At 65.5% G+C, this 17,376-nt stretch carries 12 protein-coding genes; 8 read left to right on the top strand and 4 right to left on the bottom strand.

All coding sequences use genetic code 11. The annotated features are described in order from the left end of the window. Nucleotides 1-19: 19 nt before the first annotated feature. From gap to XH81_RS18620, 7 genes are all read left to right on the top strand, one after another. Nucleotides 20-1,027 (top strand): type I glyceraldehyde-3-phosphate dehydrogenase, encoded by a 1,008-nt coding sequence (gap, locus tag XH81_RS18650; protein WP_028142027.1) that lies wholly within the window; start codon nt 20-22, stop codon nt 1,025-1,027. Nucleotides 1,028-1,171: 144 nt separating this feature from the next. Next, nucleotides 1,172-2,368: a phosphoglycerate kinase gene (locus tag XH81_RS18645; RefSeq protein WP_028142028.1), complete on the top strand. Its 1,197-nt coding sequence runs from the start codon at nt 1,172-1,174 to the stop codon at nt 2,366-2,368. Nucleotides 2,369-2,424: 56 nt separating this feature from the next. Next, nucleotides 2,425-3,492 (top strand): class II fructose-bisphosphate aldolase, encoded by a 1,068-nt coding sequence (gene fba / locus XH81_RS18640; protein ID WP_028142029.1) that lies wholly within the window; start codon nt 2,425-2,427, stop codon nt 3,490-3,492. Nucleotides 3,493-3,748: 256 nt separating this feature from the next. Next, complete coding sequence (locus tag XH81_RS18635) at nt 3,749-4,774, top strand: class I fructose-bisphosphate aldolase (protein ID WP_028142030.1); 1,026 nt, start codon at nt 3,749-3,751, stop codon at nt 4,772-4,774. Nucleotides 4,775-4,777: 3 nt separating this feature from the next. Then, the gene (locus XH81_RS18630; protein ID WP_028142031.1) at nt 4,778-5,467 is read left to right on the top strand and encodes a thiamine phosphate synthase; all 690 of its coding nucleotides are present in this window, start codon (nt 4,778-4,780) and stop codon (nt 5,465-5,467) included. An 8-nt stretch (nt 5,468-5,475) separates the two neighbouring features. Next, entirely contained in the window at nt 5,476-6,549 is a 1,074-nt protein-coding gene (locus tag XH81_RS18625) for a tetratricopeptide repeat protein (RefSeq protein ID WP_028142032.1), read from the top strand. Between the two features lie 96 nt (nt 6,550-6,645). Further along, the gene (locus XH81_RS18620) at nt 6,646-7,437 is read left to right on the top strand and encodes an inositol monophosphatase family protein (RefSeq protein WP_038971383.1); all 792 of its coding nucleotides are present in this window, start codon (nt 6,646-6,648) and stop codon (nt 7,435-7,437) included. Nucleotides 7,438-7,557: 120 nt separating this feature from the next. Here XH81_RS18620 and XH81_RS18615 read toward each other — a convergent pair whose 3' ends face one another. From XH81_RS18615 to XH81_RS18600, 4 genes are all read right to left on the bottom strand, one after another. Beyond that, the gene (locus XH81_RS18615) at nt 7,558-10,713 is read right to left on the bottom strand and encodes a multidrug efflux RND transporter permease subunit (RefSeq protein ID WP_028142034.1); all 3,156 of its coding nucleotides are present in this window, start codon (nt 10,711-10,713) and stop codon (nt 7,558-7,560) included. A gap of 6 nt (nt 10,714-10,719) precedes the next feature. Next, a complete protein-coding gene (locus tag XH81_RS18610) occupies nt 10,720-11,913 on the bottom strand; it encodes an efflux RND transporter periplasmic adaptor subunit (RefSeq protein ID WP_085968065.1) in 1,194 nt (397 codons plus the stop codon). A gap of 310 nt (nt 11,914-12,223) precedes the next feature. Beyond that, nucleotides 12,224-14,950, bottom strand: a complete 2,727-nt coding sequence (locus XH81_RS18605; protein ID WP_249162614.1) for an autotransporter family protein — start codon at nt 14,948-14,950, stop codon at nt 12,224-12,226. A gap of 186 nt (nt 14,951-15,136) precedes the next feature. Next, nucleotides 15,137-16,153 carry an SAM-dependent methyltransferase gene (locus XH81_RS18600; protein WP_028142036.1) on the bottom strand — a complete coding sequence of 339 codons (1,017 nt, stop codon included), beginning with the start codon at nt 16,151-16,153 and terminating at the stop codon, nt 15,137-15,139. Between the two features lie 168 nt (nt 16,154-16,321). Between XH81_RS18600 and XH81_RS18595 the strand changes: the two genes are divergently transcribed. After that, on the top strand, nt 16,322-17,341 hold the full coding sequence (locus XH81_RS18595; RefSeq protein ID WP_028142037.1) for a flagellar motor protein MotA: 1,020 nt from the start codon (nt 16,322-16,324) through the stop codon (nt 17,339-17,341). Nucleotides 17,342-17,376 lie beyond the last annotated feature (35 nt).

The following is a 17,376-nucleotide window of genomic DNA, read 5'->3' as shown; positions in this document are numbered from 1 at the left end:
TCATTGAAGGAGACGAAACATGGCAGTCCGCGTCGGAATTAACGGTTTTGGCCGCATCGGCCGCAACATCCTGCGGGCCATCGCCGAGTCCGGCCGCAAGGACATCGAGGTCGTCGGCATCAACGATCTCGGTCCGGTGGAGACCAACGCCCATCTGCTTCGTTTCGACAGCGTCCATGGCCGCTTCCCCGGCACCGTGACCGTCGACGGCGACTCGATCAATCTCGGTGGCGGCAAGATCAAGGTGACCGCCGAGCGCGATCCCTCGAAGCTGCCGTGGAAGGATCTCGGCGTCGACATCGCGATGGAATGCACCGGCATCTTCACCTCGAAGGACAAGGCGTCCGCGCATCTGACCGCCGGCGCCAAGCGCGTGCTGGTCTCCGCGCCCGCCGACGGCGCCGACGCCACCATCGTCTACGGCGTCAACCACGAGACGCTGACCAAGGAGCACCTGGTCATCTCGAACGGCTCCTGCACAACCAACTGCCTGGCGCCGGTCGCCAAGGTGCTGAACGATCTCGTCGGCATCGAGACCGGCTTCATGACCACGATCCACGCCTATACCGGCGACCAGCCGACGCTCGATACGATGCACAAGGATCTCTATCGCGGCCGCGCGGCGGCGATGTCGATGATCCCGACATCGACGGGTGCTGCGAAGGCGATCGGCCTCGTGCTGCCGGAGCTCAAGGGCAAGCTCGACGGCGTCGCGATCCGCGTGCCGACCCCGAACGTCTCGGTCGTCGACCTCAAGATCATCGCCAAGCGCGCCACCGACGCCAAGGAGATCAACGCGGCGATGAAGCGCGCCAGCGAGCAGCAGCTCAAGGGCATCCTCGGCTACACCACCGCGCCGAACGTCTCGATCGACTTCAACCACGACCCGCACTCCTCGACCTTCCACGAGGACCAGACCAAGGTGCAGAACGGCACGCTGGTGCGCGTGATGTCCTGGTACGACAACGAGTGGGGCTTCTCGAACCGCATGGCGGACACCGCCGTCGCGATCGCGAAGGTGATCTAAGCAAGGTCTCGTGTCCCGGACGCGGCGCAGCGCTAAGCGCTGCTCCGCAGAGCCGGGACCCATTCAATTGCGGGACTCGCTGTCATGTGGGTCCCGGTTCTGCAGCGCATCGCTCCGCGCTGCGCTGCGCCCGGGACAAGAGAGATGACCAACAAATTCCGCACCCTCGACGACGTCGATGTGAAGGGCAAGCGCGTGCTGCTGCGCGTCGACCTCAACGTGCCCATGGACAATGGCCGCGTCAGCGACACGACCCGGCTCGAGCGCGTCGCGCCGACCATCACCGAGATCTCGGACAAGGGCGGCAAGGTCATCCTGCTCGCCCATTTCGGCCGGCCGAAGGGGCGCGATGCCAAGGACTCGCTCAAGCCTGTCGCTGAAGCGCTGTCGAAGGTGGTGAAGAAGCCGGTTGCTTTCGCCGACGACTGCATCGGCGAGCCCGCGGCCAAGGCCGTTGCTGGCCTGAACGACGGCGACATCCTGTGTCTGGAAAATACCCGCTTCCACAAGGAAGAGGAAAAGAACGATCCGGCCTTCGTCGCGGAGCTGGCAAAGCTCGGCGACATCTGGGTCAATGACGCGTTCTCGGCGGCGCACCGCGCCCACGCCACGACCGAAGGCCTCGGCCACAAGCTGCCGGCCTATGCCGGCCGCACCATGCAGGCCGAGTTAGATGCGCTGGAGAAGGCGCTGGGCTCGCCGACCAAGCCTGTCATCGCCATCATCGGCGGCGCAAAAGTCTCGACCAAGATCGACCTGCTTGAGAATCTCGTGAGCAAGGTCGATGCGCTGGTGATCGGCGGCGGCATGGCCAACACCTTCCTGCACGCCCAGGGCGTCGGCGTCGGCAAGTCGCTGGCCGAGAAGGATCTCGCGCCGACCGCGCTGCGCATCATGGAGAAGGCGGAAGCCGCCAACTGCGCCATCATCCTCCCGGTCGACGCCACCGTCGCCTATCATTTCGCGGCCAACGCGCCGTCGCACGCCTATGGGCTCGATGCGATCCCGGCCGACGGCATGATCCTCGACGTCGGTCCGCAATCGATCGCCCGCGTCCACGCCGCGATCGACGACGCGGCGACCTTGGTCTGGAACGGACCGCTCGGCGCCTTCGAGATGCAGCCGTTCGATCGCGGCACGGTCGCGGCCGCCCGGCACGCCGCCGAGCGCACCAAGGCCAGGAAGCTGATCTCGATCGCGGGCGGCGGCGACACCGTCGCGGCGCTCAACCAGGCCCATGTGGCCGGTGACTTCACCTATGTCTCGACCGCCGGTGGCGCGTTCCTCGAATGGATGGAAGGCAAGCCTCTGCCCGGCGTCGAGGTTTTGCGCGTCAAGTAAGCCAGATCGGCGAGTAATCAGCGGGCCCGCAAGGCCCCAACGGGAGAAAAAGACAGATGGCTCGGATCACGTTACGTCAATTGCTCGACCACGCGGCAGAGAACGATTACGGCGTACCGGCCTTCAACATCAACAATATGGAGCAGGCGCTGGCGATCATGGACGCGGCCAACCAGGTCGATGCGCCCGTCATCATCCAGGCCTCGCGCGGTGCGCGCTCCTACGCCAACGACATCATGCTCAAGCACATGATGGACGCGGTCACCGAAATCTATCCGCACATCCCGGTCTGCGTGCATCTCGACCACGGCAACGAGGCGGCGACCTGCATGACCGCGATCCAGGCCGGCTTCACCTCGGTGATGATGGACGGCTCGCTCAAGGCCGACGGCAAGACCCCCGGCGATTGGGGCTACAATGTCGGCGTCACCAAGACCGTGACCGACATGGCCCATCTCGGCGGCATTTCGGTGGAAGGCGAGCTCGGCGTGCTCGGCTCGCTCGAGACCGGCATGGGCGACAAGGAAGACGGCCACGGCGCCGAGGGCAAGCTCAGCCACGACCAGCTCCTGACCAATCCGGACGAGGCCGTGAAGTTCGTCCAGGAGACCAGGGTCGACGCGCTCGCGATCGCGATGGGGACCTCGCACGGCGCCTACAAGTTCACCCGCAAGCCGGACGGCGACATCCTCGCCATGAACGTGATCGAGGAGATCCACCGCAAGCTGCCGAACACGCATCTGGTGATGCACGGCTCCTCCTCGGTGCCGCAGGACCTGCAGGAGATCATCAACGCCAATGGCGGCAAGATGAAGCCGACCTGGGGCGTGCCGGTGGCCGAGATCCAGCGCGGCATCAAGAACGGCGTGCGCAAGATCAACATCGACACCGACAACCGCATGGCCATGACCGGCCAGATCCGGAAAGTGCTCAAGGACAATCCGGAAGAGTTCGATCCGCGCAAATATCTGAAGCCGGCGATGGAAGCCATGACCAAGCTGTGCAAGCAGCGGCTCCAGGAGTTCAACACCGCGGGCCAGGCCTCCAAGATCAAGAAGGTCCTGACCACCGCCGAGATGGCCAAGCGCTACGCCAAGGGCGAGCTGGATCCGAAGGTCGCGTAATCCCCTCGAGCCCATTCCCGGGTCATTCCGGGACACGCCAACGGGTCCGCGCGAATGCGCGGCACGATGACAGGCTCCGCGTGGGCCCGGAATCCATAACCACAGCCTGGGGTTATGGATTCCGGGCCTGCGCCTTTCGGCGCATCCCGGAATGACGGAAAGCCCCTTACCCCTGCGACGAACGTTAACTCGGCAATTGCCCGAGAACGGTCTATTTTCACGGGCAAGGGCAGAATCGTTTTGGGAGGACCTCTCGATGAATCTGACTGAGCTCAACAGAATCGCGACCGCCATGGTCGTATCAGGCAAGGGAATCCTCGCCGCCGACGAATCCTCGGGCACCATCAAGAAGCGTTTTGACGCGATCGGCGTGGACTCGACCGAAGACAACCGCCGCGACTATCGCGAGATGCTGTTCCGCTCCACGGAGGCCATGAGCCAGTATATTTCCGGCGTGATCCTCTATGACGAGACGATCTGGCAGGATGCCAAGGACGGCACGCCGCTGGTGAAGCTGATCGAACAGAGCGGCGCCATTCCCGGCATCAAGGTGGACGAAGGCACGCAGGCCCTGCCGATGTGCCCGGGCGAGCTCGTGACGGTCGGGCTCGACAGGCTCGCCGAACGGCTGAAGAAGTACTATGAGCGCGGCGCGCGCTTCGCAAAATGGCGCGCGGTGATCGACATCGGCAGCGGCATCCCCTCGATGACCGCGATCAGCGTCAACGCCCATGCGCTGGCGCGCTATGCCGCGCTGTGCCAGGCCGCACAGATCGTGCCGATCGTCGAGCCCGAGGTGTTGATGGACGGTGATCACGACATCGACCGCTGCTATGAGGTGACCACCCGCGTGCTCAACAAGACGTTTCAGGAATTGCGCGTGCAGCGCGTCGCGCTCGAAGGCATGGTGCTCAAGCCCAACATGGCGATATCCGGCAAGAAGTCCCCGAAGCAGGCCTCCGTCGAGGAGGTCGCGGAAAAGACGGTCCGGCTGCTCAAGGCCTGCGTGCCCGCGGCGGTGCCCGGCATCGCCTTCCTCTCCGGCGGCCAATCGGATGAAGAGGCGACCGCGCATCTCAACGCCATGCACAAGCTCGGTCCGCTGCCCTGGGGCCTGACCTTCTCCTACGGCCGCGCCCTGCAGGCCGCACCGCAGAAGGCCTGGTCCGGCAAGGCCGAGAACGTCGCGGCCGGCCAGCGCGCCTTCAGCCATCGCGCGCGCATGAACGGCCTCGCCTCCAAGGGCGAATGGCAAAGTAGCCTGGAAAAGAAGGCAGCCTAGATCTTGTCGAACAAACCGCCTCCGCCGCGCCCGGCGCCGCGCCTCTATCTCGCGACGCCCGTCGTCGATGATCCCGTTGCGCTCGTCGCCGAGCTGCCGGGCCTGCTCGCCGCCGCCGACGTCGCAGCCGTGCTGCTGCGGCTCAAGGAGACCGACCAGCGCACCATGATCTCGCGCATCAAGGCGCTCGCGCCGCCGGTGCAGAAAGCGGGCGCCGCCCTGCTCGTCGAGGACCATGCCGAGCTGGTCGCGCGCGGCGGCGCCGACGGCGCGCACCTCCCCGGCATCGCCGCGCTGAAAGAGGCACTGCCATCGCTCAAGCCAGATCGCATCGCCGGTGTTGGCGGGCTGACGACGCGGCACCATTCCATGGATGCGGGCGAGATGGGAGCGGATTACGTGCTGTTCGGCGAGCCCGATGCGAAAGGCCAGCGCCCCTCGGCGCAAGCGATCGCGGAACGGCTCGACTGGTGGGCCGAGCTGTTCGAGCCACCCTGCGTCGGCTTTGCCATGTCGCTGCAGGAAGCCCACGACTTTGCTGCCAGTGGCGCCGATTTCGTCCTGGTCGGCGAGTTCATCTGGGCCGATCCGCGCGGGCCCAAGGCCGCGCTGATCGAGGTCGACGCTGCGATCAAGAATGCCCATGCGACGGCGACGGCCAGCCAAAATCCTGCGAGCCAGGAGCACGGCTAGCGCCCAACATGAAGCTTCCCTGCATCACCATGCTGGCCACGCTGCTGCTCACAGTGCCCGCAGCCGCGCAGCTCCAGATCACCCCGCCGGCTGCGACGCCGAGCGCGCCTGGCGAGAAGCAAAAGCCCAAGCCGCACACGATCACCAAGAAGAAGGAGGCCGCGCCGGCGCCGAAGCCGTCAGCTTCGCCCAAGCCGACCTCCTCGCCCAAGCCGGCGACCGTGATCCCCGCGCCTTCCAGCGACAATTCCAATGTCGATCTGGTGTTCGGCGCCTATCAGCGCGGCCAGTACAAGACCGCGTTCGACCTCGCCACCGCCCGCGCGCAAGCCGGTGATCCCAAGGCGATGACCATGCTCGGCGAGCTCTATTCCAATGCCATGGGCATGCGGCGCGACTACGCCAAGGCAGCCGAATGGTACAAGCGCGCGGCCGATGCCGGCGACCGCGAGGCGATGTTCGCGCTATCCATGCTGCGCATTTCGGGCCGCGGCGGCCCGATCGACAAGAGCGAGGCGGTCAAGCTGATGGCGTCCGCCGCCAAGCTCGGCGAGCCCAGGGCGGCCTATAACCTCGCTCTGCTCTATCTCGACGGCCAGACCCTGCCGCAGGACGTGAAGCGCTCGGCCGAGCTGCTACGCCAGGCCGCCGATGCAGGCCTGCCCGAGGCGCAATACGCGCTGGCGACCTTCTACAAGGAGGGCACCGGCGTGCCGAAGGACCCGGAACGCTCGGTGCGGCTCCTCCAGGCCGCTTCGCTCGCCGACAATGTCGACGCCGAGGTCGAATATGCCATCGCCATGTTCAACGGCACCGGCACCCCGAAGAACCAGCCGGCTGCCGTCGCCCTGCTCCGCAAGGCATCCCGCCAGGGCAGCGCGATCGCGCAGAACCGGCTGGCGTGGGTGCTGATCAACGGCGTGGGCACGTCCGTGGACAAGGTCGAGGGCTTCAAATGGCACCTGGTGGCCAAAACCGCCGGCAAGGGCGACCCGGAGCTCGACAAGCAATTGTCCGACCTGCCCGCCGAGGACCGGACCAAGGCGGAGGCCGCCGCCAAGAAATGGCTCGGGACCAAATGACTTGACGCAATGACTTGACCTGAGGGCCCTTGCAGGGCACCCAATCCCCAAACAGGCGCGATTTCCCGCCCTTTCCCCCGATCAAGACCAGAGCTCATGCTGTATTCCGCCACTATCAACGTCATGGTCAAAGCCGCGCGGCGCGCCGGCCGCAGCCTCAAGCGCGATCTCGGCGAGATCGAGCATCTGCAGGTCTCGCTGAAGGGGCCGGCCAATTTCGTCTCGCTCGCCGACAAGCGTGCCGAGGAGATTCTCTACCAGGACCTCGCCAAGGCGCGGCCCGGCTACGGCTTCATCGGCGAGGAGGGTGGCACCCGCGAGGGCTCCGACAAGAGCCACACCTGGATCGTCGATCCGCTCGACGGCACCACCAACTTCCTGCACGGCATCCCGCAATTCGCGATCTCGATCGGCCTCGTGCGCGAGGGTACGATCATTGCGGGCGTGATCTACAATCCCGCCAATGACGAGCTCTACATCGCCGAGCGCGGCAAGGGCGCCTTCCTCAACGACCAGCGCCTGCGCGTCGCCGGCCGCCGCCAGCTCAACGAATGCGTGGTGGCCTGCGGCCTGCCCCATATCGGCCGCGGCGATCACGAGGAATTCCGCCGCGAGATGACCGCGATCCAGGACCGCGTCGCAGGCCTCCGCCGCTTCGGCGCCGCCTCGCTCGACCTCGCCTTCGTCGCCGCCGGTCGCCTCGACGGCTATTGGGAGCGCAATTTGCAATCCTGGGACATCGCCGCCGGCATGCTGATGGTGCGCGAAGCGGGGGGAACGGTGAGCGATATCGCGACGCCCGGCGATGCGCTCGTCACCGGGCACGTGGTGTGCGGGAATGAGTACGTGCACGGGGAGCTGGTGAAGATTTTGCGGAAGCCGGCGTAGCAGTAGACGCGCGAGCCAATCACTCCGCTGAGACGCTAGTGGGATCCGGAGAAGCCGCCGCGTACTGGATGCCCCGCCCCCGTGCGCAGTTGCGCACCAGGCTGGGCATGACAGTTTGCCTTATGACTTGACCGGCGCCGGCGGGCCGTACGGCTCGCCTTGCTTCGCCGCCTTCGGCTCCCTGTCCCCCGCCAGCACGCGCTGCACCGAGACGAAGAACACCGGCACCATCAAGAGCGCCAGGATCACCACGGCGATCATGCCGCCCATCACGATGCTGCCGAGCGCCTGCTGGCTGGCGCCGCCGGCGCCGTGGGCGATGGCCATCGGCAGCACGCCGCAGATGAAGGCGAGGCCCGTCATCAGGATCGGGCGGAAGCGCAGGCGGCAGGCCTCGATGGTGGCTTCCACCAGCGGCTTGCCTTCTTTGCGCAGATCCTTGGCGAATTCGATGATCAGGATCGCGTCCTTTGCCGCAAGGCCGATGATGGTGATCAGGCCGACGGTGAAATAGACGTCGTTGGGCAGGCCGCGCAGCATGGCCGCGATCACCGCGCCGACGATGCCGAGCGGCACGGTGAGCAGCACCGCGAGCGGAATGGTCCAGCTCTCGTAGAGCGCGGCCAGGCACAGGAACACCACGAACACCGACAGACCGAGCAGGAACGGCGCCTGCGAGCCCGACAGCTTCTCCTGGAGCGACTGCCCGGTCCATTCGTAACCGAAGCCGCGCGGCAGCCGGCCGGCAAGGCGCTCCATCTCGGCGATCGCATCACCCGAGGTAAAGCCGGGCTTGGCCTCGCCGGAGATGCGCACCGCCGGATAATAGTTGAAGCCTGCGATCTGGGTCGGGCCTCGCGCCCATTCCACCGTGGCGAAGGACGAGAACGGCACCAACTGGCCGCGGCTGTTCTTGACGTTGTAGTTGAGAATGTCCTCGGTCCGCATGCGGTCGCGGGCGTCGGCCTGCACCACGACGCGCTGCATGCGGCCGCGGTTCGGGAAGTCGTTGATGTAGTTCGAGCCAAGATTGGTCGAGATCGTGTTGTTGATGTCCTCGAAGGTGACGCCGAAGGCGCCGGCCTTCTCGCGGTCGATCATGAGATTGACCACTCCGGCCTCCGGCAGGCCCTCGACATAGACCTTCTGAAGCACGGAACTGGCGTTGGCTTCCGCGATCAACTGATCGGCGGCGCGCATCAAGGCCGGATAGCCCTTCTGTCCGCGGTCCTGGAGGCGGAACGAGAAGCCCGACGAATTGCCGAGATTGTCGATCGGCGGCGGCTGCAGCGCGGAGATTTTGGCATCGCGGATCGACGCCCCCAGATCGCGATTGATGTCGTTGACGATCGCCGCGGCGGAATCCTTCGGTCCACGCTCCGACCAGTCCTTCAGCGTGATGAAGGCCTGCGCGGTGTTCATGCCCTGGCCGGAGAAGCTGAAGCCGGTGAGGAAGGTGACATCTTTCACGCCCGGCCGTTCGGCGAGATATTTCTCGACCTTCTCGATCACGGCCTCGGTGCGGGGATAGGACGAATCCGACGGCGTCTGCACGTCGGTGGTGACGAAGCCCTGGTCGTCGATCGGCAGGAAGCCGCCCGGCAGGCTGACGAAGGCCCAGGACAGGCCGACGAGCAGCGCGACATAGACCAGCATCAGCCGGCCGGTCCGCTTCAGCGAGAAGCCGACGGTGCGCGCGTAGCGCAACCGGCAGGCCTCGAGCATATGATTGAACCGGCTGAACACGAAGTTGGTCGAATGGCCATGCCCCTTGGCAATGGGCTTGAGCAGCGTCGCGCACAGCGCCGGCGTCAGCGAGAGCGCGAGGAAGGCGGAGAAGCCGATCGCCGCGACCATGGTGACCGAGAACTGGCGGTAGATGATGCCGACCGATCCCGGGAAGAACGCCATCGGCACGAACACCGCCATCAGCACCAGCGTGATGCCGATGATGGCGCCCGTGATCTGCGACATCGCCTTGCGTGTCGCTTCCTTCGGCGACAGGCCTTCCTCGGCCATGATGCGCTCGACGTTCTCGACCACGACGATGGCGTCGTCGACGAGGATGCCGACCGCGAGCACCATGCCGAACATCGAGAGCATGTTGATGGAATAGCCGGCGAGCAGCAGCGTGGTGCAGGCGCCGAGAAGCGCCACCGGCACCACGATGGTCGGGATGATGGTGTAGCGAATGTTCTGCAGAAACAGGAACATCACCACGAACACCAGCACCACGGCTTCGACCAGCGTCATCAGCACCTTCTTGATCGAGGCCTCGACCACGGGCGTGATGTTGTAGGGAATCTCGTAGGAGATGTTGGCCGGGAAGAACCGCGACAGCTCCTTCATCTTCTCTTCGACCGCGCTCGCGGTCGCCAGCGCATTGCCGGTCGGCGACATCAGCACCGAGAGACCGGCGGTCGGCTTGCCGTTCAGGCGCGTGTTGAACTGGTAGCTGAGGCCGCCGACCTCGATACGTGCGACGTCGCGCAGGCGCACGGTCGAGCCGTCGGCATTGGCGCGCAGGATGATGGCGCCGAATTCATCCGGGGAAGAGAGCTGGCCCTTGACCAGCACCAGCGAGGAAGTGCGCTGGCTCGACGTCGAGGGCTCGGCGCCGATGCTGCCCGAGGCGACCTGCGCGTTCTGCGCGGCAATCGCCTTGTTGACGTCGTCGGCGGTGAGCCCGTAGCCGACGAGCTTGGCCGGATCGACCCAGACGCGAAGCGAGCGCTCGGTCGAATAGAGCGTGGCGCGGCCGACGCCGGGGATGCGGCGGACTTCGCCGAGCACGTTGCGGATCATGAAGTCGCCGAGCCCGACCTCGTCGAGGCTGCCGTCGGTCGAATTCAGCGTGATGATCTGGAGCACCGCGCTCGAGGCTTCCTCGATCAGGATACCCTGCTGAATCACCGCGCGCGGCAGGCGCGCCTCGACCCGCTTGATGCGGTTCTGCACCTCGACCGAGGCCGCGCTGGTATCGGTGCCGGGCACGAAATTGGCGATGATCTCGACCTGGCCGAGCGAGTCGCTGGTCGATTCGAAATTGAGAATGCCAGAGGCGCCGTTGAGCTCCTCCTCGATCAGGCGCGTGACGCTGTTGTAGAGGTTTTCGGGCGAAGCGCCGGGATAGCTGGTCGAGATCGAGATCGAGGGCGGCGCGATGATCGGATATTGCGCGATCGGCAGCAGCGGCACGGCAATCGCGCCGATCAAGCAGATGAACAGCGCGACCACCCAGGCAAAGATTGGCCTGTCGATGAAGAAACTCGCCATGGCGCGTTACCGCGTGAGCTTCTGGGCGTGCCGGTTGTCCGCGGTCGCGTCCGCCTCCGACCAGGATTGCGGCTTGACCTTGTCGCCGGCGGCGAACTTCTGGAAGCCTTCGACCACGACCTTGTCGCCGGCCTTCAGGCCTTCGGTGACGAACCAGATTCCGTCCTGCACCGAACCCGTGCGCACCGGCTGCACCGCGATGTGGTTGTCGTCCTTGACGACGAACACCTCACTGCCGCCGCCGCCATTGCGCTGGATCGCCTGCTGCGGCACCGCGATCGCGTCGCTATCGAGACCCTGGTCGATGCGGACACGGACATACATGCCCGGCAGCAGTTCGCGCTTGGGATTGGGGAACTCGCCGCGCAACGTCACCTGCCCGGTGTGGGCATCGACCTTGGCATCGGAGAACAGCAGCTTGCCGTCGAGCGAATAAAGCGTGTTGTCGTCGAGCACCAGATGCACCTTGGCGGCATCGGAGGCGATGCGCTCGAGGTCGCCGGTCTCGAAGGCGCGGCGGAGCTGGTTGAGCTCGTTCACCGACTGGGTGAAGTCGGCATAGATCGGATCGAGCTGCTGGATGGTGGCGAGATTGGTCTCGTTCTGCACGGCGAGCGCACCCTCGCTGACGAGAGCCGCACCGACGACGCCGTCGATCGGCGCGCGCACGGTGGCATAGTCGAGATTGAGCTTGGCACGCGAGAGCTCCGCCTTGCGTCCCTCGACCTCGGCATGGGCCTGACGCTCGGCCGCGATCGCCTTTTCGTTCTCGGCTTCCGGGGCGGCGCGGTCCTTGGTGAGCGCAGCGACGCGGCGTGCCTGCTGGTGCGCCTGCATCGCAGCGGCCTCGGCCTTGGCGAGCGCCGCCTCGTTCGCCAGCACCTCGACCTCGAACGGGCGCGGATCGATGCGGTAGAGCGGATCGCCTGCCTTCACCTCACTGCCCTGGCGGAACAGGCGCTCGACCACGATGCCCGACACGCGCGGCCGCACGTCGGAGACGCGCGTCGGCGCGATGCGGCCCGGCAGTTCCCGGACCACGGCGCGCGGCTGCGGCTTGACGATGACGATGCTGACGTCCGGATAGGCGGGCGGAGCTGCAGACACGGCGGAGCTGGATTCGTCGCAAGCACCAAGCAGCGGCGCCAGGGCCGCGAGCATCATTGCAACGCATGCCGATCGCGCGCGAAGTCCTGACATGAAGTTAAGTGCCCCGATGTTGTTGAAACTGATCACGCTCCGCGCGCGGCCCGTTCTGGGCGATTCCGTGCGGCTGATACCGTCAAAATAGAATGCACCTGCTGCGATGCAACGCATGCTGCGGGCGGCTCATTGTCACACAATGTATCCTGTTGAACTTATGCAGCTTTTATGGACTCACCTGATTGTGAGACAGGTTCCATCGCGGCGTGCTGCGGCGGAACATCGCAACGAAACGTTACGGACTGCAGTGTGCACCCAAAGCACACGGTTCCTCGGACTACCCAAATTCCCTGCGACATCGCATGAATCACCAGGTGACGCGAAAACCTCCGCTACCCCTGTAATGGCGGTTGTCCGCGCTGTTGTTGAGGCTCGTATTGTAAGTGCCCTCGCCGAAGATGGTGTAGCGCCCGTTGGCCCAGCTGTAGCTGCCGCCACCGCCGATGCTGCCCCACAGCCGATCTTGCGCATTTGCAAATCCGGTACCTGCCACGTCCACATTGGTGCCGCCGAGGAACTCGTAACGCAGATTGGCAATGCCGTAGACATCGGAACGCACGATACCCGTGCCATCGTTCCAGGTCCTCTGATGGTTGAGGGCAAGGCCGGCGCGGCCGAGCAGGCTGTCAGCATCGCGCAACGACACCGGCGCGCCGAACCGATCGGCAAAGCTGTCGAAAGCGACCTTCGAATAGGAGAGCTGCGCCTGAGGCGTCAGTGACCAGCCACGGCCAATGCCGATCCGCTTGCCGGTTTCGGCGCTGAAGGCATAGCCGAACCCTTCATTGCCGTGGATCAGGCTGCCGGCCAGCACGGACGACAGATCGCTGCGGTAGAACATCGACTGCGCCTGACCGTCGACATAGAAGCCGTTGTCGCCATACCAGGTGAGCGTGCTGCCCACCCCCGTTCCCTCGACGCGGATACGACCATTGCCGAAGAACGAGGCGACATCGGCGGTGGTCAGGCCATATTGCGCGGTGAGGCCGACGAACAACTGGCCCCGCTCGTTCTCGAGCACGAGGCCATCGAGTCCCGTCTGCACCTTCAAATGATCGGCCTTATAGGTCGAGCCGGTGGTGTTGGAGGGCTGCAAGTCGGAATGCCCGCCTTCGATGCGGCCCCAGAACGCCGTGGGCGCCGGCGAAGCCACGCCCGGCACCGGCGCGGCGCCGGCGCGCGCCATCGCATCGCTGCCGCCCCAATAGCGGTTGCCGACGCGCTGCTGCAGCGTCGGCAGATCGTTGATGCCGAGCAGCACCTGCGCGTAGTTCTCGTAAAGCGGAACGCCCGGCTGATAGAGCGGACCGGGCGGCGTCGCCACCGGCGGATTGAGCAGGCTCGAGCGCAGGTACCAATCGCCGTCGCCGGGAGTGGCGATGCCGTTCTTCTGCAATGTATAGGCATAGGCGCCGCCGACCACGGCCTGTTCGCCGTGAAAGACGTAGCTGCCCAGAAGCGAAAAACTGCCGTTGGACGCTCCGACCACGTCGATCACCTTGATGCCTTCGGTGGTCTGCGCACCGGCGCCGCCGACATTGGTGACACGCAGCGACGACGCGCCCGACGTGCTTCCGTGCACCCGCAGCAGGTCGGTCGGCGAGCTGTCGCCGCCGAGCCGGCTGTTGAGCTCCACGATTCCGCCATTGCCGAGATAATTGCCGGTCACTGTCAGCGTCGTTCCCGGCGCACCACCGAGGGTGACCGTGCCGGCATTGCCGAGCGAGGCGAGCGTCTGATTGAAGCCGGCAAGGTCGAGTGTGCCGCCGGCGGCGACCGTGATGGCCGAGGCCGCGCTGAATGTGTTTGTGGCTCCGGCGCGGAGAGTACCGCCGTTCACAGTCGTCGCGCCGTTGTAAGTATTGGCTCCCGCCAGCGTCTGGATGCCGCCGGTGAGCGTCAGACCGCCGGTGCCACCGATCACACCGGCGAACTGATCGTTCGCGTTGGTGATGGTGAGGTTCTTCGCGCCAAGCGCGACGGCGCCAGTTCCGGCCAGGCTTTGAATGCTCGTGCCGGCGGCCGTGATGCCCGAGACGCTGAAGGTTCCGTTTGCGACGACCCGGCTTGACGCGGCAACCGAGCCACTACTGGCGAGCGCAAGCGTGCCGGCCTGGATCACCGTAGCACCGGTATAGGTATTGGCGGCGCGGAGATTGAAGGTGCCCGCGCCAGTCTTGGTCATTCCGCCAACGCCGGAAAAGCCGCTGTTCGCGCTTACAGTGAAGGCCTGCGTGTCGACAGTCAGACCGCCCGCGGCGATATTGAGGCTTCCCGGCACGAATGCGGAGATGAAGCCGACGCTGTTTATTCGGGCGCGCAGGATGGCATTATTGAAATTGACCTGGCCAGTTCCTCCCCCACCGGGGCGAGACAGGATGGTCGTCTCGAGCGTGCTGCCGCCGTCGATATTGAGCGTGCCCGTGCCGGCGGCGAAGCTTCCGAGCAACACTCCTGCTTGGGCGACAACTCTGGCGCCGTTCTGAATGTTGAGTGTACCATTGCCACTGGCGCCGATTTCGATCTGAGCGCCGGATGTAGTCCATTGTGATCCGGCCCCGCTGACGGTGACGGTGCCGTTGCTTCCGCCTGCGACTCCAATCGCAATCGTCGCGCCACTGGTCGTCAGCGTGCTGCCGTTCTGAATTGTCAGGTTGCCGAATGATCCGGTCGTATTGCCGACGGTCAGTCGACCTGTCGCGCCGGCAGCAGCACCGCCTACGCCGAGGATCGTCGGGTTTGGCGACGTCGTATTGATGTTGACGAGGTTGCCCGCGATTGGGACCGCGCCACCGGACCAGTTGCTCCCGACCGTCCAGTCGCTGCTTGTCGTTCCGGTCCAGCTTTGGGCCGAAGCAGACCGGGGGGACAGCGCTATCAGCGCCGCCGCTGCCGCGCTCGCCAGCTGCAAGCGAAGCATTCGGGTCCGGAGGTTACTGGATGGAGAGCGCTGCGTCCGATTCGGACTCCTGTGCAGCGAATCATCGTGGTGTGGTCGGGTTGAGGCAGCCCCGATGCATTCGCGCATGCTCATTCCAATTGCGTCCGCGCCGTTCGAGGGTGCGGATTTCTTGTCGTGTCGTCCACGAGGGACAACCACGACGATAGGCGAGCGGAAACGTTCAGACAACAATTGCCACATGTTCCTACAAAGAAAGCACGCGGCGTGTGCCGTTTGGGCAACGAAAGACACTTAACAAATCTTTCGAGTGGCCGCGCGCTACGCCGCCTTCATCCGGTAGCGGCTGATGCCCCATTCGCTGCCGGCGGCGTAGCCGAACAGGCCCGCTGTCGCGAGCAAGAACCAGCGCCAGCGCCGCATCCACAGGTGCGTCTCCGCGCCGTAGACGTTGCGCAAGGCCGCCTCGATCGCATCCCGGTGCGCGTCGAAATTGGCGAGCCAGTCGTTGGCGGTGCGCTGATAATGCGCGCCGCTCCAGCACCATTCCTTCTCGACCGTGAAGATGTCGTGGAATTGCCTGACGAGGTGATGGCTCGGCATCAGCCCGCCGGTGAAGACGTGCTGGGCGATCCAGTCCTCGCGGTCGAGCCGGTCGAACAGCTGGGAGCCGGAGCGATGGGTGACGATCTGCATGAAGAAGCGCCCGTCGGGGGCGAGCCATGACCGCAGGCGCGTCATCAGCTTGCGCCAGTTCATCATCTGCTCGAACATCTCGACCGAGACGATGCGGTCGAACTGGCCGTCGGGCGCGAACACGTTCATGTCCGCCGTGACCACGCGCAGGTTCAGCAAGCCGCGCCGCCGCGCCTCCTCCTCGACATGAGCGCGCTGCGCCTGCGAGGTCGACACCGCCGTCACCCTGGCGTGCGGAAACTGCCGCGCCATCCACAGCGACAGCGAGCCCCAGCCGCAGCCGAGCTCGAGGATGGTCTGGCCGTCGGCGAGGCCGGCATGCTCGACCGTCTGGCGTAGCGCCTCCTCCTCCGCCTCCTGCAAGGTGGTCGCATCGGTCTTGTAGAAGCAGCAGGAATATTTGCGGCTGGGGCCGAGCATTTCGGCGAAGAACGCCGCGGGCACGTCCTCACGCCCGGCCTCCGCGTTTTCGGCGATCGGCCGCAGCATCATCCGGCCTGCGAAAGCGGCATCGGCGGGCGCATCATGCGCGGCGAGGCGGGTTGCGCTGCGGGAGCACAGGCGCTGGATCGCGGCGCGGATCACGACGTCCGGCAGCGGCACGCGTTCGGCAGTCCCGATGATCGCGGAAACGACGCTCATGCGCCCCCCGAATGGCGAATCTCTGCAGACACCAGCTTATCAAAGCGCCGCTTCCGGTGCGGGTTCCCCCAGCTGTCCCCGAAATCGGCGCATCCGGCGCTTTTTTTGGGCCGGCGCTGTGCCATAGTGCGCGCCGCAAGCAAGCTTTTGGAATGGATGATACCGGCCATGCCGTCAGGCGCCTCGCCCCGCTCCACCATGGATATTGAGTATACAAAGCTGTCCTCACCCAGCGTCTTCCTGGTGCGGATGCTGGTCTTCCTGGTGCTGTGCACGCTGGTCAGCGTGGTGCTCTACAAGCAGATCATCCAGGCCTTCTTCGCCAATCCCGGCCTCAATGCCCTGATCGGCGGCGTGCTGTTCATCGGCATCATCCTGGCCTTCCGCCAGGTCATCCGGCTCTACCCCGAGGTCTCCTGGGTCAACAATTTCCGCATCGCCGATCCCGGCCTGGCGCCGGCCCGGCACCCGAAACTGCTGGCGCCGATGGCTGCGATCCTCGGCGGCGAGCGCTCCGGGCGAATGTCGATCACCCAGACCACCATGCGGCATTTGCTCGATTCGATCGCGACGCGCCTGGATGAAGCCCGTGACATCTCGCGCTACATGACCGGCCTTCTGGTCTTCCTCGGCCTGCTCGGCACCTTCTGGGGCCTGATCGAGACGGTCGGCTCGGTCGGCAAGGTGATCGACGGGCTCAAGGTCGGCGGCGATTCCGGCGCACTGTTCGACACGCTGAAGGAGGGCCTCGCCGCCCCGCTCGGCGGCATGGGCATCTCGTTCTCCAGCTCGCTGTTCGGCCTTGCGGGATCGCTGATCCTCGGCTTCCTCGATTTGCAATCGAGCCAGGCGCAGAACCGCTTTTACACCGACCTCGAAGACTGGCTCGCCACCACCGTGCGCGAATATGGCAGCGGCGAGGTCGCGGTCGCTTCCGGCGGCGGCGGGGTCGCCAGCGGCGAGCTCCAGGCCGCGGTCGAACGCTTACGCTCCGTGCTCGAGGAAGGCAGCGCCAGCCGCGGCACCACGGCGGCGATGGCGAGCCTTGCCGAAGCCATCCAGGCGCTGGTCTCGCATATGCGCACCGAGCAGCAGATGATCCGCGAATGGGCCGACGGCCAGGGCGAGCAGAACCGCGAGATCCGGCGTCTGCTGGAGCGCATCGCCCGCCAGCCGGAAAAGAGCTAGCGGCTCGCTTGCCCCGGACGCTGCGCAGCACGAAG

It is taken from the genome of Bradyrhizobium sp. CCBAU 25360, assembly GCF_028128695.1.
Lineage (GTDB): Bacteria > Pseudomonadota > Alphaproteobacteria > Rhizobiales > Xanthobacteraceae > Bradyrhizobium > Bradyrhizobium ottawaense.
The sequence above is the reverse complement of the archived record's forward strand: the minus strand, read 5'-3'. Positions and strand labels throughout refer to the sequence as shown.